Here is a 21,950-nt window from a genome sequence, read left to right on the forward strand (position 1 = left end):
AGCTGGTGGTTACGTTCCGGCTATCCGCCGGCCTGCCCGATGCGTGGGTATGCACGGGCCGCGACCCAGGCCGCGACCTGGGTGCGCGAGCTGACGGCAAGCTTGTCGAGGATGTGTTCGACGTGGCCGTCGACGGTACGCCGTGAGATCACCAGTGCGTCGGCTATCTGACGATTGCTGAGTCCCTCGGCGAGGAGTTCGGCGATCTGCTGCTCACGACGGGTCAGCGGTGAGGCTTCCGCGGGTGGCGTCGGCGCCGCGTCCGGCCGGGGCCCGAGGGCCAGATCGACGGCCTGATCGATGGTCAGCCCGACCGCGCGTGCCGCGAGCCGGGCGAACTCGTCCGCTCCGATTGTGCGAGCGGCCTTGCGCTCCGACGTCACAGAGTCCTCGGTGATGTGCGGACCGAACGCCACGACGGACGTGCCGAGCCGGCGCCACACCCCCTTTGCCGCACCGCTGAGTTTGGCTGCTGCGCCGGCATCCCCGCTGGACGCCGCCACCCACGACAGCAGCTCAATGGACAGGGCCGTGCAAATCTTGTCCTTGAAGTCGTGCTGAATGCGCAATGCCTGCTCGGCCGCCTCGACGGCATCGTCGTGGCGGCCGAGGTGGAAGTACGCGACGCTCGACACCCACAGGGCGTAGGCCTTGTTCCACTTCTCACCGTGTGCGTCCGATACCGCGATCACTTCACTGCACGTCCGGAGGGCACTGTCGAGCTGACCGTCGTAGGTTTGAGCCATACCCTGTTCGAACGATGCGGTCAGCACGGACGCGAGATCGCCCACCGAGCGGTGAACGGCGATGGCGTCATGGAACAGGCGAATGGCATCTGCGGGTTTGCCGGAGAACACGGCATGAATGCCGCGCCAGTGGTCGGCGTGTGCCCGCAGCCGATCATCGCCGAGTGCGGTCGCGAGATCAGTGCACTCGTCGAGGTGTGCGAGGGCAGCGTCATGATCACCCTGGATGAGGGCGGTCCAGGCGGTCACCCAGAGCACATCCCCCCGCTCGCGGGTGGGCGCGGTGAGGTGCTGGAGGATCCGTTCGAGTCGGATCCGGCCGTCCGACAGGTAGCCGCCCGCGATCCAGTGGTAGCGCAGCGCGACGGCCAGCCGCGCCGCGGCGGCCCGCTGCGAAGCGTCACGAAGCGACCAGTCGAGTGCCGCGACGAAATTGGGGTGATCGATGCGGAGTCCGGCGAGAATCTCGGATTGTCCTGGCCCGCACCAGTCGTTCGACGAGCGGTCGGCTCGCGTCGAGTAGTGCTCGAGATGGCGGTGACATAATTCCTCGCTGTCGCCACTCTTTTCGAGAAGTTCATGACCATATTCACGCACGGTCATCAACTGCGAGTAGCGCAGCTGTTCGGTCGTACGGTCGACGGTGACAAGGCATTTGCCGATGAGCCGGTCGAGGACGTCGATGACCGGGGTGTCCGACAGATCCCCGAATCCGCAGATTGCCTCCGCGGCATCGAGATCGAAGCTACCCGAGAAGACGGAGAGCCGCGCCCACAGCAACCGCTCGGTGTCGGAACAGAGTTCGAAACTCCAGTCGATGAGGGCGCGCAGCGTTTGCTGCCGGGGCATCGCCCCCCGGTCGCCGCCGGTGAGGAGTGCGAACCTTTTGTCGAGGCGTTCGACGAGCTGGGACGGCGACAGCGACCGCAACCGCGCCGCGGCGAGTTCGATCGCGAGCGGGATGCCGTCGAGCCGGTTGCACAGCTGGGCAACGGCACGGGCATTGGTGTCGGTGAGTTGGAAGTCGGCGACCACGCTTTGCGCGCGTTCCACGAGCAGCGACACCGACTCGAAGTGCGCGATGTCGGCGGCCCGGCAGTCTTCGATCTCCCCTGGGGTGCTCAGGGGCGGAAGCATATAGACGTACTCACCGGCGATGGAGAGGGGTTCGCGGCTCGTCGTGACGATTCGTACCTCCGGCGCCGCCGCGAGGACTGCGCTCACCAATTCGGCTGCAGCGGCCAGTAGGTGTTCGCAGTTGTCGAGAACGATCAGCATGTGCCGCGACTGCACGTGATCGATCACCTTGTCCATCACCGCTCGGCTCGACTGGTCGGTCACTCCGAGGGCGACGGCCGCGGCGGACGGCACGGCCTCGGGCTGCCGCACCGAAGCGAGATCGATCCACCGGACGGAGTCGCGGAAGGCGCGGGCGGAGCGCACGGCAAGCTCCTCGGCCAACCGTGTCTTACCGACGCCGCCGACACCCAGGAGCGATACGAGCCGAGATTGCTGCAAGCGTGCGCGGGCTTCCTCGATCTCGCGTCGTCGACCGATGAAGCTGGTCATCGATCTCTTCAGTTCTCTGCTGCGAGTCAGTGGATGCCTCCCATCCCCGAGTGACCAGGTGTGGGACGAACCTACCCCCGCGGTGATGTGACGGCCAACACAGGTAACGAGGGGGGTGTTTTACCCCGTGTGGGGGTGATGTGACGTGGGCCATTGTCGTTGCATACCCGGTTGCCCGCTCTGATTCCGCCGGGACCGCACGTTCTACGAGGAGATCATCACCATGTCACAGCCCTATTCTTCTCCCGATGTCGATGTCGATGTCATTGTCGTGGGCGCCGGGTTCGCCGGCCTCTACGCGCTCCACAAGCTGCGTGACACGATGCAACTGTCGACCCGCGTTTTCGAGGCCGGCTCCGACGTCGGCGGCACCTGGTTCTGGAATCGGTACCCGGGTGCGCGCTGCGACATCGAGAGCATCCACTACTCCTACTCGTTCGACGAGGACCTCCAGCAGGAGTGGCAGTGGAGTGAGAAATTCGCCGGCCAGCCGGAGATTCTCCGCTACCTCGAGCATGTCGCGGACCGCTTCGATCTACGCAAGGACATCACCTTCGGCACGCGGGTGGTCGGCGTCCACTGGGACGACGAGAACTCGCTGTGGACCGTGCACACCGACACCGGCGAGATAGTGCGGAGCCGCTACTTCATTTCCGGGGCCGGCAACCTGTCCGTGCCGAAGACACCGGAGTTCGGCGGCATCGACAGCTTCCGCGGGGAGGTGCTGATGACCGGTAACTGGCCGCACGAGGGCGCCGACTTCACCGGCAAGCGGGTCGCGGTGATCGGTACCGGAGCCAGTGGCATCCAGGCGATCCCGTTCATTGCCCAGGAGGCAGCCGAACTGACGGTCTTCCAGCGCACACCCAACTTCGCGACACCTCTCGGCAACGGCCCGAGCGACTCGGACGAAGTCGCCGAGATCAAACGCAACTACGGCAAGGTGCGGAACGCGGCCCGCAACCACTTCCTCGGCGTGCCCTTCGATCAGGTCCAGCCGTCGGCGCTCGCCGTCGACGCGGAAGAACGGCGCCGCACATTCGACGCGCGCTGGAACGCCGGCGGTTTCCGGCTGTTCATCGACTCCTATCAGGACATCCTGTTCGACAAGAAGGCCAATGACACGATCGCCGACTACATTCGCGACCGGATCCGCGAGCGCGTCCAGGACCCAGAGAAGGCCGCCAAGCTGGCACCGACCGGATACTCGTATGGCACCAAACGCCCTCCCCTGGAAACCAACTACTACGAGGCGTTCAACCGCGACACCGTGAACATCGTCGACGTGAAGACCACGCCGATCGACGAGATCACCGCTACCGGTGTGCGGGTCGGTGACCGCGTTTACGAAGTGGACACGATCGTTCTGGCGACCGGATTCGACGCGATGACCGGTCCCCTCATGGCCATGGACATCCGCGGTCGGGGTGGCCTGCCGTTGGCCCAGAAGTGGGAGCACGGCCCCACGACCTATCTCGGCATCATGGTCCACGAGTTCCCGAACCTGTTCCTCATCACCGGCCCGCAGTCGCCGTCGGTGCTCTACAACATGCCGCTCGCCATCGAGGACCACGTCGACTTCGCTACCGATGCGATCGATTACCTGAACCAGCGTGGGCTCGATGTCATCGAGCCCACCAGAGAAGCTGAAAATTCCTGGGGCGCACTGACTAATGACATCGCCAATCAGACCCTGCTGCCGGAGACGAACTCGTGGTACATGGGTGCGAATATTCCCGGTAAGCCGAGGGCGTGCATGGTCTACCTCGGCGGAGCTCCTGCTTATCGCGCCACCTGCGCGGAGGTCGTCGCCGACGGCTATGCGGGTTTCACTCTCACCCGCACCGATTCACCCGTCACCGTGTCCTGAACCGAACCACCGATCCCGAACACCATCACACCGAGGAGAGTCGCATGGCACTCGACGCCAACGCAGCAGAACTGATCGCCGGACTACGAGCACAAGGTATGAAGCCATTTGCGGAGATGTCCGTGGAGGAGGCCCGCGCAGTCGTGTCGACTTTCACGGGACTGCAGGCGCCACCCGAACCGGTCGACCGCGTCGAAGACGCGCACTACGACAGCGCCGGAACAACCCTGCCGCTGCGGGTTTACGTCCCCACCGGGCCGTCGCCACACCCCGTCGTTCTCTACTTCCACGGCGGTGGGTTCGTCGCCGGTGACCTCGATGTCATCGACGAACCGGCGCGCGCCGTCGCGAACGGCACCGGTGCGATCGTGGTGGCCGCCACCTACCGCCGCGCACCGGAGCATCGCTTCCCCGCCGCTGCCGACGACGCATCTGCGGCACTGCGCTGGGTGTCCGACAATGTGGAAGGCTACGGCGGGGACCCCGGCAACGTCATCGTGATGGGTGACAGCGCGGGCGGGAACCTGGCCGCAGTCACCGCGCTGCGTGCCCGTGACGAAGACGGCCCCCGTGTGCGGGGCCAGGTTCTGGTCTACCCCGTGATCGATCCGCACGCGACACTGCCCTCACGTGAGGAGTTTGCCGAGGGCTACGTCATTTCCGCCGGTGACCTCGACTGGTTCTGGAGTCACTACCTGTCGTCGCCGGACGATGCCGGCAATCCGTACGCCGTGCCCAGTCGTGCCGCCAGTCTGTCTGGGCTGCCGCCGGCGCTCGTGCTCACCACTGAGAACGAGGTGGCCCGTGACGAGGCCGAAGAATACGCCGGTCTCCTGCGGAACGCGGGCGTCGACACCGAGGTCATCCGGTTCGACGGACTTGTCCACGGGGCCTTCTGGATGTCCGGTGCTGTTCCGCGTAGTAGCGAAATGCGGTCGGCAGTAATCGAATTCGTCAAGAAGATCTCGTCCGCCGCGCCCGTGGTGTGATCACCGCAGCGTCAGCCCTCGACTCTCGCCTGGAGTCGGGGGCACACGCGTGGCCAGTCGTCGTCGGTCATGGAGAACAGTGCCGTGTTGCGCCAGGAACCGTCACGCCGTCGTCGATGTTTACGCAGTATGCCTTCGAACTCGGCGCCCAACTTCGCGATGGCACCGCGGGAGTGGGCGTTGCGCTCGTCGGTGTGCCATTCCACGCGCACCGCGCCGAGGTCCTCGAAGGCGCGGCGAAGCAAGAGCAGCTTCGAGTCCGCGTTGATCAGCGTTCCCTGCGCGGATCGCGACAGCCAGGTGTGCCCGATCGCGAGACAACGGTTCCGCGGATCGATCAGGTAGTAGGAGGTGGACCCGACGAGGATGTCGGTGGCCAGGTCGATCTGTGCGTAGGCGAGTCGCGTCGGGTCTTCGTTCGCGGTTCGGACGAATGTCGCTGCATCCTTCCGGTCGGAGATGTCCACCGAGGTCCAGTGGAAGATGCGCGGGTCGTCGACGGCCGCGACCAGCGCGTCGATGTGGTCGTCGCAGAGCGGCTCGAGGCGGACGTGGGTTCCGGTCAGGGTGGGCCGGGCAAACCAGGACTCGCTCATCTGGCGGGCTCCGGTGACTTGGTGAGGGCGAGTTCGGCGTCGTCATCCGGGTGAGTGGCCGGCGAGGCCCGTCGGAGGGGTGCCCGGAGGAACACGAAGAACAGCACCACCAGTAACCCGGCCCGTCCCCACACGCCGAATTGCACCAGCCACTCGAAGGTGTGCGGGTCCTCGCCCGCGGCGAGCGCACCGAAGTACTTGAAGACGCCGATACCCATCGCCAGGTCGGCCACCAGATAGGCCGCCACCAGTCCCCACGGCACCCGCAGCAGCACGAAGAACGGGATGAGCCACAGTGTGTACTGCGGGGAATGCACCTTGTGCAGCAACAGGAATCCACACAGCATGGCGGCGCTGACCGCGATCCACGGGAAGGTGCCGTTCCGCAGGAACCGCAGCCAGCCCAGACGCAGGGCGAGCGCGAAGGCAGCGCAGACGAGAAGCGGCGACAGGAGGCCGACGGTCTGGTCGTAGGCAGGCACCGGGGTGTCGAGGCCGATCGTGCCGAAGTGTGGCCGCAGACCCCAGTACCAGATGGAGTTGGTGGTCATGTCGGCCTGACGGTTCTCCTGGAAGGTGAACGACGCCCGCCAGCCGCTGTAGGAGATGAGCGCGAACGGCAGATTGACGGCGACCACCGTGCCGATCGCCGCGGCCGCGACCGTGACGGCGCCCCGGACGTCGTACCGGCGGTCTGCCGTGCGGTTCTGGGTGAGGACATACGCAATGAGGGGAAGGACGAACGCGCCGGGGTACAGCTTCAGGCAGAACCCGACGGCAAGGAGGACCGCGGCGACCACCCCGCGGGAGCGGAGGGGGAAACGCTCGATGCTCATCACGAAGATGGCGGCCACCGACGTGGCCACAACCGGAAGTTCCCAGTTGTGGAATGCGTAGAGCGTGAGCGGCGGGGTGGCCGACCACAGCAGTGCCCACCAACCACCGAGACGACCCAGCATCCAGGCGGTGAGCAGACCGAACGGTGCGAGGATCAGCGCCGAATGCAGAAGGAAATCGGCGTCGGTGTGCGAACCGATCCCGCCCAGCCACATGAGGATCCCACTGAGGACCGGATACTCCACGGTGCCGCCGGTCAGCATGCCGTCGGCATTGATGCCCCCGCTGACATACGGAAAGACGTGCAGGTTGATGGCGCGCCCGACCCACAGGAACTGGATGTCGGAGTAGCAGACCTGGGTGTCCTTGATCCGGTCGAAGATCAGGCTACGGCCCGCGACGTCGAACGGCGCCCCCGTGCACCGGGCTTTGTTCAGGTATCCGGCGAGCATGGACAGGCCGCACAACCCTACGACGACCGCCGTGATCGACGTTCGCTGCCGAGCTCCGATGTGCATGAATCCACACTAGGGCGCGCCGGGCCCCCTGTGCGACGACAAACCGGGTCACTCCTTCAGCGGATCGTGACCCCAGTTCATCAGCGAGTAGCGCCAGTGCGTGTCCCGGATGTCACCGGACGGTCTCTGCGCGAGGTGCCGGTGCACGTATCCGACGACCCTGCGCATGTGCTCGTAGTCGTCCTCGTCGAGGTCGGACTTCTTCGTCCGGGTCACCTCGACGATCCGCCGGCCGCTGGCGTGCCCGGTCGACTCCCCGCCGCCCGATTTCTGGCCGACGGATTTCGACTCCTCCCTCTCGAGCCACTTCTCGAGTTCACCCGGGGTCATATTGACGGCGTCGCGGAATTCCTTCCACGTTTCCTCGTCGTCCGCCATCGTCATACGTCCTTCCGGTCGAGCGCATCCGGCTTGTGGACGGCGTCCTTCCCGCTCTTGTCGCTGCGCACCCGGTACTGCGGGTCGTCCTCGGAGGCGCGCACCGTCCGTCCGGCGGCTTCGGTATCGTCCGTGATCTTCTCCTCGACCCTGCCGGACGTGGTGGTGCCGTGCGTCTTCCACTCGACCTCGTCGCCCTTGTCGAACTTCTTGTCCGATGTCATGCGTGCCTCCCGTTGTCGACGTTCCCGCCTGATACCCCGTCGCGACTGCTGCCACACCCGCGCTCTGATTTCGCTGGTCAGGGGCTCGTCATGTAGCCTGCAAAGGTTGCTGACGCAACGACCCTCCTGCCACGGACAGCCCGTGGCCGTTTCACTAGTCCATAGGAGGTGATGAGGTCTTATGCGTCATTACGAATTGATGGTCATCCTTGACCCCAGCCTGGACGAGCGCACTGTCGCTCCTTCGCTGGATACGTTCCTCAATGTTGTTCGCCAGGACGGCGGCAAAATCGACAAGGTCGATGTCTGGGGTAAGCGTCGTCTCGCCTACGAGATCCTGAAGCACAGCGAAGGCATCTACGCGGTGATCGACATCAGCGCTACTCCCGCCACCGTTGCGGAGCTCGACCGTCAGCTGGGTCTGAACGAGTCGGTGCTGCGTACGAAGGTTCTGCGCCACAACAAGTGATTTCTGTCGGCCACCAGCCCTAGGCTCGTGACCAACCGAACTCCACATTCTGCAGGAGGAACCATATGGCAGGCGACACCGTCATCACCGTCATCGGAAACTTGACGGCTGATCCGGAGCTTCGATTCACCCCCGCGGGTGCCGCGGTCGCGAACTTCACCGTTGCGTCCACGCCCCGCACCTTCGATCGTCAGACCAATGAATGGAAAGACGGCGAAGCGCTGTTTCTGCGTTGCAACATCTGGCGCGAAGCAGCCGAGAACGTGGCGGAGAGCTTGACCCGCGGCTCACGAGTGATCGTGAGTGGCCGGCTCAAGCAGCGCTCCTACGAAACTCGTGAAGGTGAAAAGCGCACTGTCGTCGAGCTCGAGGTCGACGAGATCGGCCCCTCGCTGAAGTACGCCACGGCCAAAGTCAACAAGGCCAACCGTGGCGGCGGCGGCGGTGGTGGCTTCGGTTCCTCCGGCGGTTCAGGCGGCGGACGTCCGCAATCCAACACTGGCGGAGACGATCCGTGGGGTAGTGCGCCGCAGGCGTCCGGCTCCTTCGGAGGCTCTGGTGGTGGGAGCGACGAGCCCCCGTTCTGATCCGTACCTGATCGGAACATCCAGAAAAGAGCGAACAAATGCCGAAGCCGCCCTTGCGCGACAAGGTAATGAAAAAGAAGGTCTGCGCTTTCTGCAAAGAAAAGAACACGCAGATCAACTACAAGGACACGACGCTTCTGCGTAAGTACGTCAGCGACCGCGGCAAGATCCGCGCGCGCCGTGTCACCGGCAACTGCGTCCAGCACCAGCGCGACGTTGCCATTGCCGTCAAGAACTCACGTGAGGTGGCGTTGCTGCCTTACGCCACCGTGGCTCGCTAAGGAAAGGGAGGGAAGACATGAAGCTCATCCTCACCGCTGACGTGGACAACCTCGGTGCGCCTGGCGACACCGTCGAGGTCAAGGACGGCTACGGCCGTAACTACCTGCTGCCCCGCGGCCTGGCCATCGTTGCCAGCCGTGGCGCCGAGAAGCAGGTCGAGGGCATCCGTCGTGCTCAGGAAGCTCGCGCTGTGCGTGGTCTCGACCATGCCAAGGAGCTCAAGGCTGCCATCGAAGGTCTCGAGAACGTGTCGCTGACGGTCAAGACCGCCGGTGATTCGGGCAAGCTGTTCGGCTCCGTCACCGCGGCTGATGTCGCCGGTGCCATCAAGGCCGCGGGCGGACCCGTCGTCGACAAGCGCAGCCTCGAGCTGCCGAAGGCTCACATCAAGGCGACCGGCAAGCATGCCATCGTCGTGAACCTGCACCCCGACGTGGTTGCCAAGTTCCACCTGAACGTCGTCGCCGCCTAGTCGACTCGTTCGCTGCACGGGCCCCCACGCGCTTCGGCGTGTGGGGGCCCGCGTCTGTCCATGCGGATTTCTCGGACATTTCGGGTCGTGAACTGCGCGGGACCATGCATTCCAGGGATGTGTCTGAAAGTTAGCCGCGCATTCTGCGTCGAGTGACCTGGATCATACGCGTGCGCAGTGGAGACGAACCCAACACGCCCGAGTCGTCGACGTGAGAGACACGCCGAACGGGTTTTCATCCACAGCGGGGAAAGCGTGGAAAACGGCGCTGATCTGCGGAGATGAGAATATGATGTGCACTTATCCTCAGGTTATCCCCATGGGGTTAACAAACGTACCCAGCGGTTTCCACATTTTGTCCCCAGCTGTGTACACAGGCTGGTTTGTACACGGCTTGGCTAATCCCTAACGTCGTCCCGGCGTGTCTCACGATTCCGGAGCCGGCTCTCGCGAAGAGCCTGCGAAGGTTGTCGGTAGGGCCGAGTACAAAAGGTTCGTGCACCACGGGGACTGCAGTTTCCGAGCGGCGCAACAGTGATGGGGAAGGTCGGTCGAGTGGCTGTAGTAGACGATCGGGGCCGTTCCGAATACCCGGGGCCGCCCGACGCGGAACCCGGTGAAGAGTTCGGTCGCCAGCCACCTCAGGACATGGCGGCGGAGCAGTCGGTCCTCGGCGGCATGCTACTCAGCAAGGACGCCATCGCCGACGTGCTCGAGGTGCTTCGTCCGGGAGACTTCTACCGTCCCGCGCATCAGTCCGTGTACGACGCGATCCTCGACCTCTACAGCCGCGGTGAGCCCGCCGACCCCGTGACGGTGTCGGCGGAACTGGACCGTCGTGGTGAGCTGCGCCGGGTGGGTGGTGCTTCCTACCTGGTGACATTGACCCAGACCGTGCCCACGGCTGCTAACGCCGGTTACTACGCCGAGATCGTCGCCGAGAAAGCCATCCTGCGTCGCCTCGTCGACGCCGGCACCCGCATCGTCCAGTACGGCTACACAGGCGCCGACGGGCAGGACGTCGCCGAGGTCGTCGACCGCGCACAGGCCGAGATCTTCGAGGTCACCGAACGCCGCACCACCGAGGACTTCGTCCCCCTCGAGGAACTCCTGCAGCCCACGATGGACGAGATCGACTCCATCGCCAGCCGCGGCGGCATCTCCCTGGGCGTGCCCACCGGCTTCGTCGAACTCGACGAAATCACCAACGGCCTCCACCCCGGGCAGATGATCATCGTCGCAGCGCGGCCCGGTGTGGGTAAGGCGCTGGCGCTAGACACCCCCTGCCCACCCCCACCGGCTGGACCACCATGGGCGACGTCCGAGTGGGCGATCACCTCATCGACGCCGACGGCAAGCCCACCCGGGTCGTCGCCGCCACCGAGGTCATGAACGACCGCCCCTGTTACGAGGTGGAGTTCTCCGACGGAACCGTCCTCGTCGCCGACGAGCAGCATCAGTGGCTGACGGACATCGACGGGCAGGGCGCTGTCCGGACCACCGGTGAGATCGCCGGCTCGATCGGCGCCCGTCATCAGGTGGCAAATACCCGCGCGTTGCAGTTCGCTTCGTCGAATGTGCCTGTCGACCCGTACGCATTGGCGGCCTCGCTGACGGTCGGTGCCACCGTTGATCCCGAACTGCGCGTCGGTGTGGCCGATCTCGTCGTTCAGGCCGAGAACAAGAGGATTCCGGCGAAACTGCTCCGCGGCTCCGAATCCGAACGCCGCGAATTGCTGGCCGGGATGCTCGACGCCGCCGCGTCCGTCGCGGCAGACGGTGAAATTCGTCTCGAGACCCGCGACCCATCGCTGTCGGACGATGTCGCCGAACTCGTCGTCGGTCTGGGATACGACTGCCACCGCGCGGAAAGTGGCGTCGCCTTCTACGCTGACGATGACGTGTTCCAGATGCACCGGAAGGCCCTCCGCCACAAGCAACTCCGTGGTGATGTGCGCCGATCACGGCGCATCGTCGATATGCGCAAGGTCGACAGCGTTCCCGTACGCTGCGTCGAGGTAGACAACGCCGATCATCTGTACCTCGCCGGTCGCTCGATGATTCCCACGCACAACTCCACGCTGGGCATGGACTTCCTGCGTTCGTGCTCGGTCAAGCACGGCATGGCCAGCGTCATGTTCTCGCTCGAGATGAGCAAGACCGAGATCGTCATGCGTCTGCTGTCGGCGGAGGCGAAGATCAAGCTCGGTGACATGCGTTCCGGCAAGATGACGGACGACGACTGGACGAAGCTCGCCCGGCGCATGAGCGAAATCAGTGAGGCGCCGCTTTTCATCGACGACTCGCCCAACCTCACCATGATGGAGATCCGCGCAAAAGCCCGGCGGCTCAAGCAGAAACACGACATCAAGCTCATCGTCATCGACTACCTGCAGCTGATGAGCTCTGGCAAGAAGGTCGAATCCCGTCAGCAGGAGGTCTCCGAATTCTCCCGTAGCCTGAAGCTTCTGGCGAAGGAACTCGAGGTTCCGGTGGTCGCGATCTGCCAGCTCAACCGTGGCCCCGAACAGCGCCAGGACAAGCGTCCTCAGGTGGCCGACCTTCGTGAATCCGGCTCCCTCGAGCAGGACGCCGACATGGTGATCCTGCTCTACCGCCCCGACGCCACCGAACGCGACGACCCACGCGGCGGAGAAGCCGACCTGATCCTCGGCAAACACCGTAACGGCCCCACCGCCACCATCACCGTGGCGCACCAGCTCCACCTCTCCAAGTTCGTGGACATGGCGCGGGGGTAGTTTTGCGATAGTTCCAGCGGCTTGCCTGCTTGCTGCCGCCGCCCCTCTCTCCTCCCACACTCGGCCTGTTGCCTGGCCGGATGCTCGTCCCAGCGGACGCTTCGGCGACCGGCTTGTCGGCCCAAAGAAGCGCTTCCTTATGATGAGGCGTCGGGCGCGCCGGTGTCCGCGAGTCACGAAACCGGCTCCGGTGATCCAGGTCACTGCTGGTGGAAGGGTGTGCGCTCGCCGGCATCCGATCCAAGGACAGATGAGCCGGGAAGGCAGACAAGCGCAGTGAGCACAGTGGAATTGGCCCAGTGGAACTCCGAGGAAGCTCTCGCGGAGGCGATGATCCCGATCATCGGCGGCCTGCACCGCAGACGCTCGGTGACGATCCTGCTTCACAGCCGCTCCCTGGTGAACAAGTCGGTCATCAGCATCCTGCGGACCCATCGTTTCGCTCGGCAGATCAGCGGTGACGAACTGTCCGTCGAGGAGACGTTCCCCTTCCTCGAAGCGCTGACTCACCTCGATCTTCGGCCCTCGAAGGTCGACCTCGGACTGCTGGTGATGGCCTATCGTGCCAACAGCGACGGAGCAACGGTCCCTGAGTTCGTTGCACGGAGCCTCGCCGACCTGGTCGGCGGCGCCCACACGAGTCCCGCGCAGCCGCAGGACGTGGTCCTGTACGGATTCGGGCGTATCGGTCGCCTCGTCGCTCGACTGCTCATCGAGAAGGCCGGTTCGGGCAACGGGCTGAACCTGCGTGCCGTAGTCGTCCGCAAGGGTGGCAGCGACGATCTGATCAAGCGCGCATCGTTGCTGCGCCGTGACTCCGTCCACGGGCAGTTCAACGGCACGATCAAGGTCGACACCGACAACAACACACTGATCGCCAACGGCAACGTCATCAAGTTCATTTACAGCAACGACCCGGAGAGCCTCGACTACACCGAGCATGGCATCGACAACGCCATCCTGATCGACAACACCGGAATCTGGCGCGACCGCGACGGACTGTCGAAGCACCTCCGCCCCGGTGTCGCGAAGGTGGTGCTCACCGCTCCCGGCAAGGGAGACGTCCCGAATATCGTGCACGGCGTCAACCACCGTGACCTCGACCCGAACGAGCAGATCGTGTCGTGCGCGTCCTGCACCACCAATGCCATCGTCCCGCCGCTGAAGACCATGGACGACGAATTCGGTGTGTCCCGCGGGCACGTCGAGACCGTGCACTCGTTCACCAACGACCAGAACCTCCTGGACAACTACCACAAGGCCGACCGTCGTGGTCGTTCGGCGCCGTTCAACCTCGTGCTCACCGAGACCGGAGCCGCGTCGGCGGTCGCCAAGGCGCTCCCCGAGCTGAAGGCCAAGATCACTGGCAACTCGATCCGCGTTCCCACTCCGGACGTGTCCGTCGCCATCCTCCACCTTCAGCTGGACCGTGAGACCACCAGGGAGGAGGTGCTCGGGCATCTCAGCCAGGAGTCGCTCACCGGAGCGCTGAGCCGGAACCTCGACTACACCGCTGCAACCGATGCCGTGTCCAGTGACTTCATCGGTTCGCGCGCCGCGTGCATCGTCGACGCGAACGCGACGATCGTCGACGGCGACACCGCCATCCTCTACGTCTGGTACGACAACGAGTTCGGATACTCGTGCCAGGTGGTGCGCACTGTCCAGTACCTGTCCGGTGTGGAGTACCCGATCTACCCCGCGGTGGACGCCGCCGATGCGGTGTCGGTGGTCTGACCGCAGCACCGTTCGTTCGCGGCGCCCGGGCCGAGCAGTGGCTGCTCTCCCCGGGCGTCGTCGCGTATTCGGTGGGCCTCGCCGCCGAAAGCTCGTCGTTCGTATGGTTCCGCCGCGACCGATCTCATGCCCGTCCGCGAGGCCGGCCTCGAGCCGAGTACCAGCCTCATCCGGACACGAAACCGGCGCCGCCTTCGCCGACGAAACGCGGATCAGTGAGACCCTGAGAAAGTGGAGTTGCTCATTGCTGCCAATCCGGACCCGGATTCCAAGCTGCCCTACCTGCTCCGGCTGCCCATCGACGGCGGACTCGTGCTGCGCACCGCAGGAACGTGGCCCCGCACGAAAGCGCTTTACTGCCATCCCGTTCCGGTCAGCGAGTGGCCCGAACACCCCGAGGTCGTCGAACGCGCACGACTGCGGTCGTGCGCCCGGCGCGGCGCCGCCATCGACCTCATCCTCGACCGCGGAAGGGAGAACCGCTCCCAGATCGTCTTCACCACCGCCCGCGGCCGCGACATGGTGTTCTGGCAGTCCCCGCGCACCCGTAAACAAGCCAGACCAAAGGTCAGCACCCCCACCGCCCGCGCCGCCGGGATCGCCGACCTGCACATCGTCGTCGACTCGCACGAGCGATACCCGTATCGGTTCGCCGACCAGCAGGTCACTACCGTCAAACGCGCCCTACCGTGTGGAGATTACGGACTGCTGCGCGAGGACACCTTGATCGCCTCGGTCGAACGCAAATCACTCCCCGACCTGGTATCGAGCCTTACCAGCGGAAAACTGCGCTATGCCCTCGCCGAACTTGCTGCGCTACCCCGCGCCGCCGTCGTGGTGGAGGACCGCTACTCGGCGATATACGCCCTCGACCGGGTCCGGCCCGCCATCGTCGCGGACGGGCTCGCCGAACTCCAGATTCGATGGCCGAACGTGCCGCTCGTCTTCTGCGAAACCCGCGCCCTCGCCGAACAATGGACCTATCGGTACCTTGCAGCCGCCTACATCTGGGCCGATGTCGTCGCCGCACCACCCGCCTCGGGCGCACCGGCGGCCAACGACACACCCACCGAGGCGCCCGCGCCGTCCACCTCCGAGGTCCGCGCGTGGGCCCGCGACCACGGCTTCCCCGTGCCCGACCGCGGCCGATTACGCCCCGAGGTCTGGGACGCCTACACCGCCGCCCACCCCGAACCGTGACGCGAACCCTCGGCGCGGTAGGCGGAAACGTGTCACTGTTCGGGCTGGAATCGAAGGTGTAGTCGACTTCGCATGGGCACTTGCTCCAGTCGTTCAGGTAGGCAATTTGTGCGGTCCTGAGGAACGACGCGGGATCAGGGTGGGCAGAGCACGCCGGATCGGATCGCTACTCGCTGCGGGAGAGAACAACAGATCGAGGGCAGTGGCGGCGATCTGGTCGAATGGGGTGCGCACCGAAGTCAGGGGAACCGGCAGTCGCTGCGCGAGTGGGATGTCGTTGTAACCGACCAGGGCCAGATCCTCACCGACAGACAGCGACCGTTGGTGCGCTGCGGCCATGACTCCGAGGGCGAGGTTGTCGTTCGCGGCGAAGACGGCTGTCGGACGAGTCGAGGAGGCGAAGAGCCGACGTCCGGCTTCCTCGCCGCTCTCGATTCCGAATCCGGACTCGACGATCCAGTCCGGATCGAGGGTGATCCCCGCTTCGCGAACGGCTTTCATCGCGCCGGCGAGACGCCCGGTGGCGGTCGAGGTGAACAGCGGGCCGGACAGCACCGCGATGTCGGTGTGCCCGAGGTCGATCAGATGCCGGGTGGCGAGGTAGCCACCGGCCTCGTCGTCGCCGATCGAGGACGGGCTGACGCCGTCGGTGCGCAACACCAGCGCGTGCGGCACGCCTTGCTCTCTCAGTTGCCGTGGAAGGGGGTCTTCGCGGCGGCTGGAGGCGATGATCAGGCCGTCGACATTGCGACCGAGGAGAGTCTGCGCCGCCTGTTGCTCGTCGGCGGGGTCGTCGCCGGTGGTCGCGACGACGGTGAAGTAACCGAGCCGATGCGCAGCTCGCCCGATCGCCTCGAACATCAGCGCCATGACCGTGTCGCTGAGCCGCGGCACCAGCACCCCGATCGTGGCGGTGTGGCCGCGCCGGAGGCTGGAGGCGAAGGTGTTGCGCCGGTAGCCGAGCTGGTCGGCGACCGCGCGGACGCGTTCGGCCGTCGCCGACCGTGACGGCGGCACCCGATCGTCGAGCACGCGGCTCACCGTCGAGGTGCTTACTCCCGCGGCCTCCGCGACCTCACGCAGAGTCACTACCCGGTTCCTGCCGTGTGCGTTCGCTTCCACAATCTTCCTGTCTACCGCCCCGGCGCCGCCCGCGATCCCGCGGTGACGTCCCGTTCACACCGCCACAGACACGTGACGCTTGACACAATCGCCGATTCTACTGCACGATGAAATCGTTCACGGGAACGTTCCCGGGAACGTTTGCACAACGTCGATCGGAAAGAGAATCATGAGCACACTCGACCTTCGCGGACTCACTCCGGCGCCGGTAACACCCTTCACCCGTGACGGTGACGTCGACTACGACGCCATCGCGCGCCTCGGCTCGTGGCTCGGCAGTGTCGACGGCGTCAAGGGCCTGGTCGTGCTCGGCCACGCCGGTGAGGGAACCTTCCTCACCCAGGACGAGCAGGTTCGCGTCATCGCCGCTTTCAAGGACTCCGTGGACGGCCGGCTGCCCATCATCGCCGGCATCACCGGCGAAGGGACCGCCGTCTCCGTGGAAGAAGCGCGCCGTGCGGTCGACGCCGGCGCCTCCGCCGGCCTGGTCTACCCCTCCCATGGGTGGCTGCGGTTCGGCTACCAGGAGGGTGCACCGCAGGATCGCTACAAGGCGATCTATGAAGGGTCGGGCTTGCCGCTGATCCTGTTCCAGTACCCGGACGTCACCAAGGCCACGTACAACCTGGACACCCAGCTCGAGATCGCCGCTCAGCCGGGCGTGTTCGCCACCAAGAACGGGGTGCGGAACATGCGCCGGTGGGACCGGGAGATCCCGGTCCTGCGCCGCGAGAACCCCGACCTGCAGATTCTGAGCTGCCACGACGAGTACCTGCTGCACACGGTGTTCGACGTCGACGGCCTGCTGGTCGGCTACGGCGGCCTCGCTCCCGAGCCGCTGGTCGAGCTGATCGCAGCCGGCAAGGCCAAGGACTACCCCGCGGCCCGGGCAATCCACGACCGCCTGCTGCCGGTGACGGCCAATGTCTATCACCGCGGCTCGCACATGGAGGGCACCGTCGCGCTCAAGGAAGGTCTGGTGGCCCGCGGCATCCTCGATCACGCCACCGTCCGGCCGCCGCTGCTTCCCTTGGCCGAGGGTGCCGGTGCCGAGATCGCCGCGGCCCTGCAGTCGGCCGGCTTGTCCTCGGTCACCGTTCCCGCCTGACCTGGCACACCCAGTCGGACCAGTTCCCGGGCATTTCCCGGAATCTGCCGCGCGCGTTCCCGCCGGCCCGGCCCGGATACTCCGGGCCGGGCAGCGCCCCCCAAGTTGCCTCGGCCCACCGCGGCCGTAAGTCGCCGTAGCTTCCCTTCGAGCCGGCGGCGCCGGCCACACGTCAACGCCGCACACCGCATCGGCGGTTCGAACACCAGAAAGTAGGCTCACACATGAGTCAGCAATCTCGTACGTCAGTCGAATCGGCCGGAGGCGATGCTGTGGTCGCGGACACTCCTCGACCACCCGCCGGCTCACCCCGGGCGCAACGCACCTGGGTCCGCACCCTGGCGATGGCGGGTCCTGCGTTCATCGCCGGCGCGTGGCAGTTCGGCCCCGGCAACCTTGCCAGCGCCGTCCAGGCCGGCAGTGAATACAGCTATTCCCTGATCTGGGTCATCGCCCTCTCGACCGTTTTCATGCTCGTCTACGCGGACATGAGCGTCCGACTCGGTATCCGCACGCCGGTGTCCATGATCAGCTCGGTGAAAGACGTGCTGGGTCGCCGTGTCGGCGTCGCCGCGGGAGTCGGCGTCTTCATCATCACCCTGTGTTTCTCGGTCGGTAACGCCGTCGGTTCCGGTCTGGGTCTGTCCATGGTCTTCGGTGGGTCCCCGCTCATCTGGTCCGCGGTCTGTACCACCTTCGTCGGTCTGATCTTGTTGTTCCGCAACGTCTATCGCACCGTCGAACGCGTCCTGCTGGTGATAGTCGCGCTGCTAGCGGCCACCTTCGTCATCAGCGCCGTCATCGCCCAGCCCGACTGGGTTCAGGCCGTGAACGGGCTCGTCCCCTCCATCCCGCCCGGCGGACAACTCCTCGTCGTCGCCCTGGTCGGCACCAACTTCTCGCTCAACGCCGCCTTCTTCACCTCGTACGGCACACACGAACGAAAGCGCACCGCGGACGAATATCGGCAGACCACCATCGCCGACACCGTCCCGGGCATCGTGGCACCGGGCATCATGACTTCGCTCGTCATCATCGTCGCGGCCGCCGTCCTCGGACGGGCAGACACCGAAGCAACCACTCTCGCCGGCCTGGCAAAGATCTTCGAACCACTCGCCGGCCCCGTCGGATCGACGATCTTCGCCCTCGGCCTATCCGGGGCCGCGTTCTCCGCGATGGTTGCCAACGCCACCGCCGGCGGCACCATGCTCTCGGATGCGCTCGACAAAGGACCCTCGCCCAGCACGCCGACGGCCAAACGCACCAGCGCCGTGATCCTCGCCTTCGGTCTCGTCATCACGATCCTGTTCACCAAGTCGCCGGTCCAGCTCATCATCGTCGCTCAGGCGCTGACTGTCCTGATCGCACCGTTCCTCGGGTTTCTGCTCTTCGTGATGAGCAACAACTCCCAGCTGATGGGCAACCTCCGCAACACCTGGTGGAAGAACGTCATCGGGGCGCTCGGTTTCGTCTCGATCCTGTCCCTGTCCGGCCTGCTGATCTACGAACTGCTCAGCTGAAACAGACAAGACGACGGGTCGGCACACCACACGGTGCGCCGACCCGCCTCTGGTGCAGTAGTCAGTTTCCGGCGAGCGTGCGGCTGATCACCAACCGCTGAATCTGGTTGGTGCCCTCGAAGATCTGGGTGATCTTCGCTTCCCGCATGTACCGCTCGACGCGGAAGTCGCGGGTGTAGCCGTAGCCGCCGAGCACCTGGACGGCGTCGGTGGTGACCTTCATGGCGGCGTCGGTGGCGACGAGTTTGGCCACCGACGCGTTGCGGGAGTAGGGCAGGCCCGCATCGCGGCGGCGTGCTGCGTCGATGTAGGTGGCGCGCGCCGAGTCGACAGCGGCGGCCATGTCGGCGAGTAGGAACCCCAGCCCCTGGTGGTCGATGATCTTCTTGCCGAATGCCGACCGTTCCTTGGCATAGCTCACGGCTTCGTCGAGCGCCGCCTGGGCGAGACCGACAGCGACGGCGGCGATACCGAGGCGCCCGGAATCGAGTGCACTGAAAGCGATCTGCAGACCCTGACCCTCCGCGCCGATCCGCCGTTCGACCGGGACGAAGGCGTCGTCGTAGTGCGCCGACGTCGTCGGGACCGCGTGCAGGCCCATCTTCTCCTCGGGCTTGCCGAACGAGAGCCCCTCGGTGCCCTTCGGCACCAGGAAGCAAGAAATGCCCTTCGACCCCTCGCCGGTGCGGGCGAAAAGATTGTAGAAATCGGCAATGCCGCCGTGGGTGATCCACGCCTTCGCACCGTTTACCACATATCCGCCATCGGTCGCGGCAGCCTTGCAGGCCAGCGCGGCAGCATCCGACCCGGCTTGCGGCTCCGACAGGCTGTACGCGCCGATGCTGTTGCCGCCCAGCATGTCCGGAAGCCACTGCCGCTTCTGCTCGTCGGTGCCGAAGGCCATCAGTGGGTGGCAGGCGAGGCTGTGGACGCTGACCGCTACCGCGACCGCCGCCCACCGGGCGGCGATTTCCTCGAGAACCTGCAGGTACACCTCGTAGGGCTGTCCGCCGCCGCCCCACTCTTCCGGATACGGCAGACTCAGCAGTCCGGCCTCACCGAGGGTGGCGAAGACCCCTTCGGGATACGTTTCGGACTTTTCGTGCTCGTCGACGATCGGCGCCAGGACCTTGTCGGCGACATCGCGTGTGAGCTGAATCAGGTCACGCGCTTCGTCGGTGGGCAGCAAACGATCGACGGCCACGAAATTTCTCCTCGAGAAGACGACGGAAACAGTACTGAGCTACGGCTCACAGTACTGATGCGAAAGTAGTACTGCAAGGGCTGCGCCAGTACTATCCGGTGTATGGAGCAGATCACCCGACCGGAATTCGCGACGCGACGGCGCACCCAGCTCTTCGACGCGCTGGTCGACCTCTTCCTGGCCGAAGGGTTCGCTCACCTGACACTCGACGAGATCGCCGCGCGGCTGCGGTGCTCCAAATCCACCCTCTACACCCTCGCCGACAGCAAGGAGCAGCTCGTCCGGGAGGCCACAGTGCACTTCTTCCGCCGCGCCACCGAGGACGTCGAGTCGCACATCGTCCAAATTTCCGGGGCCCGAGAGCGGATCAGCGCCTACCTGTCCGCGGTCGGTACCGCGCTTACGGCTGCGTCCGACCAGTTCATGGCCGACCTCGACGCCTTCCCGCCGGCCCGCGAGGTCTACGAGCAGAACACACAGATCGCCGCCGGGCGCGTCAAGGCTTTGATCGACGACGGTGTGGCCGGCGGCGACTTCCGTGACGTCCATGCCGCGTTCGCCGCCGACCTCGTGACCACCATGATGGTGCGCATTCAGCAACGCGGGGTCCGGAACAGTACCGGCCTCGACGACGCCCATGCCTACCGCGAACTCGCGGCTATTTTGACCGCAGGGATCAGCGCCTGAGGCCCGGCGGCATTGTCGCCCAATCGATACGGTCGGTAGCCGGCGATCGGTACGTCTACCGGCCGGGCGCACCCATGGGAGGCCGCCCGCCGCCCGGGCCCCCTGCCGGTGGGCCCCCTGCCGGCGGAGCGCTCGGAGCGGACTCCGCGTTCGCCGACTTCTCCGCGACACCGATCGTGATGGCGATCGTCATCACGTCGGCGGGTTCGCCCGTCACGGTCGCCAACTCGGCGTCCCAACCGTCACCGAAGACGTTGTCCGATTGCAGAGACACGTCCGACAAGTTGCTCACGCTCTTCGCGTACCCGGTGTCGTAGGCGAAGACTTTCTCGCACGCGTCCTGCGGTATCGCGATCTGCGAGGTCAACCGCGGATCCTCTCCCGCCACCGCGGCTTCCAGGGAGTCGAACACCTCGAAATGGATATGTGGCCAGCGCCCCGAGTAGCAGGCCGGGAAGATGGACGTGAACGACACGGCTCCGGCCGAGTCGGCCACCTGGACGCCGCGCAGATAGTTCTGCTCGGTGATATCCCGGCCATAGAGGGAGTACTCACCGTCCCGGTCGCAATGCCATAGATAGACGGCCATGCCCGTACCCGCGGCACAGTCGTTCGCCAGGTTCTGCAGGGATAATTCGATAGTGGTCTCGACGCCCTCCGCGGTGCCCGAGTACGACCCGAAACTGCTGCGGATGTCCTGACGCACCACGCCCGACTCGATCAGAACGTTAGGCCCGTTGGAACCGTCACCCGGGTAGGGCCCTGCCGTTTCCTGCGGCGCGGCTGCCACGCAAGTGCCGTCGGTGCCGACGGCCGACGACGCTGCCTCTTCGCTAGACGCGGACGCCGCGGTGGTGGTCGATCCGGCGGACGAACACGCGGCGAGTGCAGACGCGCCCGCCGCTCCGAACACGAACAAGGCGCGGCGGCGCGACAGCATCGCCTTCAGGTCGTGGGTGAGCCCGCGGTCGTGTTCGTGCACGTCCGCGGCGTGATGGCGTGCGTTGTCGGTCATGAGTCCTCCATAGCTGCTTCCGGTTGAGGTCCATGCAAACAGCCGCACATGCAGACAACCT

The 21,950-nt window shown here is 65.5% G+C and carries 19 protein-coding genes and 1 pseudogene; 12 read left to right on the forward strand and 8 right to left on the reverse strand.

The genetic code is table 11. The features are described from left to right. Positions 1-20: 20 nt before the first annotated feature. Positions 21-2,315: an ATP-binding protein gene (locus JQT59_RS07325; RefSeq protein WP_213575565.1), complete on the reverse strand. Its 2,295-nt coding sequence runs from the start codon at positions 2,313-2,315 to the stop codon at positions 21-23. Between the two features lie 223 nt (positions 2,316-2,538). On the opposite strand from JQT59_RS07325, the gene JQT59_RS07330 reads away from it, so the two are divergent. Beyond that, complete coding sequence (locus JQT59_RS07330; protein ID WP_213575566.1) at positions 2,539-4,185, forward strand: flavin-containing monooxygenase; 1,647 nt, start codon at positions 2,539-2,541, stop codon at positions 4,183-4,185. A gap of 44 nt (positions 4,186-4,229) precedes the next feature. Next, positions 4,230-5,174: an alpha/beta hydrolase gene (locus tag JQT59_RS07335; protein ID WP_213575567.1), complete on the forward strand. Its 945-nt coding sequence runs from the start codon at positions 4,230-4,232 to the stop codon at positions 5,172-5,174. Between the two features lie 11 nt (positions 5,175-5,185). On the opposite strand, the gene JQT59_RS07340 is transcribed toward JQT59_RS07335, so the two are convergent. Genes JQT59_RS07340 through JQT59_RS07355 form a run of 4 tightly spaced genes read right to left on the reverse strand, consistent with a single transcriptional unit; the run spans position 5,186 to position 7,727 of the window. Further along, positions 5,186-5,770, reverse strand: coding sequence for a GNAT family N-acetyltransferase (locus JQT59_RS07340; RefSeq protein ID WP_213575568.1), 585 nt, complete (start codon positions 5,768-5,770; stop codon positions 5,186-5,188). After that, complete coding sequence (locus tag JQT59_RS07345; RefSeq protein ID WP_213575569.1) at positions 5,767-7,125, reverse strand: glycosyltransferase family 87 protein; 1,359 nt, start codon at positions 7,123-7,125, stop codon at positions 5,767-5,769. Before JQT59_RS07345 ends, JQT59_RS07340 begins: the two co-directional genes overlap by 4 nt. Positions 7,126-7,173: 48 nt before the next feature. Beyond that, complete coding sequence (locus tag JQT59_RS07350; protein WP_249354199.1) at positions 7,174-7,509, reverse strand: DUF3140 domain-containing protein; 336 nt, start codon at positions 7,507-7,509, stop codon at positions 7,174-7,176. Further along, entirely contained in the window at positions 7,506-7,727 is a 222-nt protein-coding gene (locus JQT59_RS07355; protein WP_213575570.1) for a hypervirulence associated TUDOR domain-containing protein, read from the reverse strand. Before JQT59_RS07355 ends, JQT59_RS07350 begins: the two co-directional genes overlap by 4 nt. 181 nt (positions 7,728-7,908) lie before the next feature. On the opposite strand from JQT59_RS07355, the gene rpsF reads away from it, so the two are divergent. From rpsF to JQT59_RS07390, 7 genes and pseudogenes are all read left to right on the forward strand, one after another. After that, positions 7,909-8,196: a 30S ribosomal protein S6 gene (rpsF, locus tag JQT59_RS07360; RefSeq protein WP_005249677.1), complete on the forward strand. Its 288-nt coding sequence runs from the start codon at positions 7,909-7,911 to the stop codon at positions 8,194-8,196. Between the two features lie 65 nt (positions 8,197-8,261). Continuing rightward, positions 8,262-8,783, forward strand: coding sequence for a single-stranded DNA-binding protein (locus JQT59_RS07365; RefSeq protein ID WP_109334607.1), 522 nt, complete (start codon positions 8,262-8,264; stop codon positions 8,781-8,783). A gap of 38 nt (positions 8,784-8,821) precedes the next feature. Continuing rightward, positions 8,822-9,064 (forward strand): 30S ribosomal protein S18, encoded by a 243-nt coding sequence (gene rpsR / locus JQT59_RS07370; protein WP_109334606.1) that lies wholly within the window; start codon positions 8,822-8,824, stop codon positions 9,062-9,064. A 17-nt stretch (positions 9,065-9,081) separates the two neighbouring features. Then, positions 9,082-9,537 carry a 50S ribosomal protein L9 gene (rplI, locus tag JQT59_RS07375; RefSeq protein WP_109334605.1) on the forward strand — a complete coding sequence of 152 codons (456 nt, stop codon included), beginning with the start codon at positions 9,082-9,084 and terminating at the stop codon, positions 9,535-9,537. A gap of 555 nt (positions 9,538-10,092) precedes the next feature. After that, positions 10,093-12,296, forward strand: a pseudogene (gene dnaB / locus JQT59_RS07380) (replicative DNA helicase). 276 nt (positions 12,297-12,572) lie between these two features. Next, positions 12,573-14,033 (forward strand): glyceraldehyde-3-phosphate dehydrogenase, encoded by a 1,461-nt coding sequence (locus JQT59_RS07385; protein WP_213575571.1) that lies wholly within the window; start codon positions 12,573-12,575, stop codon positions 14,031-14,033. Positions 14,034-14,264: 231 nt separating this feature from the next. Next, entirely contained in the window at positions 14,265-15,233 is a 969-nt protein-coding gene (locus tag JQT59_RS07390) for an ERCC4 domain-containing protein (protein WP_213575572.1), read from the forward strand. A 93-nt stretch (positions 15,234-15,326) separates the two neighbouring features. Here JQT59_RS07390 and JQT59_RS07395 read toward each other — a convergent pair whose 3' ends face one another. Then, complete coding sequence (locus JQT59_RS07395) at positions 15,327-16,316, reverse strand: LacI family DNA-binding transcriptional regulator (RefSeq protein ID WP_249354561.1); 990 nt, start codon at positions 16,314-16,316, stop codon at positions 15,327-15,329. Positions 16,317-16,524: 208 nt separating this feature from the next. Between JQT59_RS07395 and JQT59_RS07400 the strand changes: the two genes are divergently transcribed. Beyond that, entirely contained in the window at positions 16,525-17,463 is a 939-nt protein-coding gene (locus JQT59_RS07400; RefSeq protein ID WP_213575573.1) for a dihydrodipicolinate synthase family protein, read from the forward strand. 344 nt (positions 17,464-17,807) lie between these two features. Then, positions 17,808-18,983 carry an Nramp family divalent metal transporter gene (locus tag JQT59_RS07405; protein WP_213577489.1) on the forward strand — a complete coding sequence of 392 codons (1,176 nt, stop codon included), beginning with the start codon at positions 17,808-17,810 and terminating at the stop codon, positions 18,981-18,983. Between the two features lie 61 nt (positions 18,984-19,044). Here the strand turns inward: JQT59_RS07405 and JQT59_RS07410 are convergent, their stop codons facing one another. Beyond that, positions 19,045-20,187, reverse strand: coding sequence for an acyl-CoA dehydrogenase family protein (locus tag JQT59_RS07410; RefSeq protein WP_213575574.1), 1,143 nt, complete (start codon positions 20,185-20,187; stop codon positions 19,045-19,047). A 102-nt stretch (positions 20,188-20,289) separates the two neighbouring features. On the opposite strand from JQT59_RS07410, the gene JQT59_RS07415 reads away from it, so the two are divergent. After that, positions 20,290-20,874, forward strand: coding sequence for a TetR/AcrR family transcriptional regulator (locus JQT59_RS07415; protein WP_213575575.1), 585 nt, complete (start codon positions 20,290-20,292; stop codon positions 20,872-20,874). A 55-nt stretch (positions 20,875-20,929) separates the two neighbouring features. Here the strand turns inward: JQT59_RS07415 and JQT59_RS07420 are convergent, their stop codons facing one another. Next, the gene (locus JQT59_RS07420; RefSeq protein ID WP_213575576.1) at positions 20,930-21,889 is read right to left on the reverse strand and encodes a peptidase associated/transthyretin-like domain-containing protein; all 960 of its coding nucleotides are present in this window, start codon (positions 21,887-21,889) and stop codon (positions 20,930-20,932) included. Positions 21,890-21,950 lie beyond the last annotated feature (61 nt).

The organism is Rhodococcus sp. USK13, assembly GCF_018343855.1.
In the GTDB taxonomy this organism is placed as follows: domain Bacteria; phylum Actinomycetota; class Actinomycetes; order Mycobacteriales; family Mycobacteriaceae; genus Rhodococcus_F; species Rhodococcus_F oxybenzonivorans.

Coding starts and splice junctions, on each gene's coding strand:
- JQT59_RS07325 (WP_213575565.1), bottom strand. CDS start 2,315: ATGACCAGCTTCATCGGTCGACGACGCGAGATCGAGGAAGCCCGCGCA.
- JQT59_RS07330 (WP_213575566.1), top strand. CDS start 2,539: ATGTCACAGCCCTATTCTTCTCCCGATGTCGATGTCGATGTCATTGTC.
- JQT59_RS07335 (WP_213575567.1), top strand. CDS start 4,230: ATGGCACTCGACGCCAACGCAGCAGAACTGATCGCCGGACTACGAGCA.
- JQT59_RS07340 (WP_213575568.1), bottom strand. CDS start 5,770: ATGAGCGAGTCCTGGTTTGCCCGGCCCACCCTGACCGGAACCCACGTC.
- JQT59_RS07345 (WP_213575569.1), bottom strand. CDS start 7,125: ATGCACATCGGAGCTCGGCAGCGAACGTCGATCACGGCGGTCGTCGTA.
- JQT59_RS07350 (WP_249354199.1), bottom strand. CDS start 7,509: ATGACGATGGCGGACGACGAGGAAACGTGGAAGGAATTCCGCGACGCC.
- JQT59_RS07355 (WP_213575570.1), bottom strand. CDS start 7,727: ATGACATCGGACAAGAAGTTCGACAAGGGCGACGAGGTCGAGTGGAAG.
- rpsF (WP_005249677.1), top strand. CDS start 7,909: ATGCGTCATTACGAATTGATGGTCATCCTTGACCCCAGCCTGGACGAG.
- JQT59_RS07365 (WP_109334607.1), top strand. CDS start 8,262: ATGGCAGGCGACACCGTCATCACCGTCATCGGAAACTTGACGGCTGAT.
- rpsR (WP_109334606.1), top strand. CDS start 8,822: ATGCCGAAGCCGCCCTTGCGCGACAAGGTAATGAAAAAGAAGGTCTGC.
- rplI (WP_109334605.1), top strand. CDS start 9,082: ATGAAGCTCATCCTCACCGCTGACGTGGACAACCTCGGTGCGCCTGGC.
- JQT59_RS07400 (WP_213575573.1), top strand. CDS start 16,525: ATGAGCACACTCGACCTTCGCGGACTCACTCCGGCGCCGGTAACACCC.
- JQT59_RS07405 (WP_213577489.1), top strand. CDS start 17,808: ATGGCGGGTCCTGCGTTCATCGCCGGCGCGTGGCAGTTCGGCCCCGGC.
- JQT59_RS07415 (WP_213575575.1), top strand. CDS start 20,290: ATGGAGCAGATCACCCGACCGGAATTCGCGACGCGACGGCGCACCCAG.
- JQT59_RS07420 (WP_213575576.1), bottom strand. CDS start 21,889: ATGACCGACAACGCACGCCATCACGCCGCGGACGTGCACGAACACGAC.